Raw genomic sequence first — 1,492 nt, 5'->3', positions numbered from 1 at the left:
CTTTTCAAAAGGTAAAGTTACCATAAAATTTCACTCCTTATGTATTACTTTTGTCTTTCTGTCGGTGCTATAAATGAAGTTTCAATATCTGTGCTAAAGTTTCCTTCATAACTTTTCTATCCACTATCTTGTCTATAAAACCCTTCTCAAGCAAAAATTCGGCCCTTTGGAATCCCTCAGGCAACTGCTGCTTTAATGTCTGCTCTATAACTCTTTTACCTGCAAAACCTATTAGTGCATTAGGCTCTGAGAGGATTATATCTCCAAGAGTTGCGAAACTTGCTGTAACTCCACCTGTGGTTGGGTCTGTAAGAACAGTTATATAAAGGTTGCCGCTTTCATTATGTCTTGCAATAGCGGCACTAGTTTTAGCCATTTGCATTAGAGAAAATATGCCCTCCTGCATCCTAGCTCCCCCTGAGGCTGTAAATATAATAATTGGCTTTTTACTCTCTGTTGCTTTTTCAATGACCCTCGTAATTTTCTCTCCAACTACAGATCCCATACTTCCCATCATAAAATTACTATCCATCACCGCAATTAGCGTATCTTGCCCGTTTATCTTTCCTTCTCCGGTTATTACTGCTTCGTTTAATAAAGTTTTATCCCGTATATTTTGAAGTTTCTCCGTATATCCCTTAAAATCTATAGGGTTACCTGATATCATAAATTCATCGTATTCTTTAAAAGTACCTTTATCTATAGTATAATCTATTCTTTCGCGACACCCTATTCTGAAATGGGTTCTACAATTATCACAGGTCATTATGCTACTTTCCAAATCCTTTTTATAAAGAATTTTACCACAGGTTTCGCATTTAACCCACATTCCTGAAGGGATATTAGGTTTTTTATCGCCATCTTCATTTTCTAAATTTTTAACCTCAATATATTTACTCTTTTTAAATATACGTTTAAACTCAAACATATAACTACCCCTTTCTAAAAATATACCCACTTCAATTTATAGCATATATAATAAATACTACTCTCATAGTATAAAACTTTTAAGTAATAATTTCCAGTATACATTCAGCTACTTTAAATATTTTTAAATTGTTTACCAATAAAACCAGTATCAAATTTACCTTTTATAAAATCTTTATTATTTACTATCTTAAATTGGAAGTCTATATTAGTATCGACTCCTTCTATTATAAATTCACCAAGCGCTCTTCTCATTTTACATATTGCTTCATCTCTATCTTTTCCATGAACAATAAGCTTTCCTATCATAGAGTCATAAGTGGGTGGAATTTTATAACCTTGATACGCTGCACTGTCTACCCTTACTCCATATCCACCAGGAATATGGAGCGATTTAATGACCCCTGGACAAGGCATAAAGTTTTTATTAGGATTTTCTGCATTTATTCTACATTCAATAGCATGACCAATAACTTTTATATCATCTTGTTTGTATGGAAGCACTTGACCTGCTGCAATTCTTATTTGTGCTTTAACCAAATCTATCCCAGTAATCATTTCTGTT

The 1,492-nt window shown here is 33.3% G+C and carries 1 protein-coding gene and 1 pseudogene; both read right to left on the bottom strand.

Annotation, left to right across the window (positions count from 1 at the left end):
* Window positions 1–67 precede the first annotated feature (67 nt).
* Entirely contained in the window at window positions 68–928 is an 861-nt protein-coding gene (gene accD / locus KPL54_RS25715; RefSeq protein ID WP_216109316.1) for an acetyl-CoA carboxylase, carboxyltransferase subunit beta, read from the bottom strand.
* Between the two features lie 113 nt (window positions 929–1,041).
* Window positions 1,042–1,492 (bottom strand): annotated as a pseudogene (locus tag KPL54_RS25710) (acetyl-CoA carboxylase biotin carboxylase subunit); the annotation flags it as partial.

The sequence above is a fragment of the Clostridium estertheticum genome (genome assembly GCF_018861295.1).
GTDB lineage: Bacteria > Bacillota > Clostridia > Clostridiales > Clostridiaceae > Clostridium_AD > Clostridium_AD estertheticum_D.
This window is presented reverse-complemented; position numbering and strand designations above follow the sequence as displayed.

Bases quoted from the DNA above. Each gene is read 5' to 3' on its own strand.
- accD (WP_216109316.1), bottom strand. From the start codon at position 928: ATGTTTGAGTTTAAACGTATATTTAAAAAGAGTAAATATATTGAGGTT.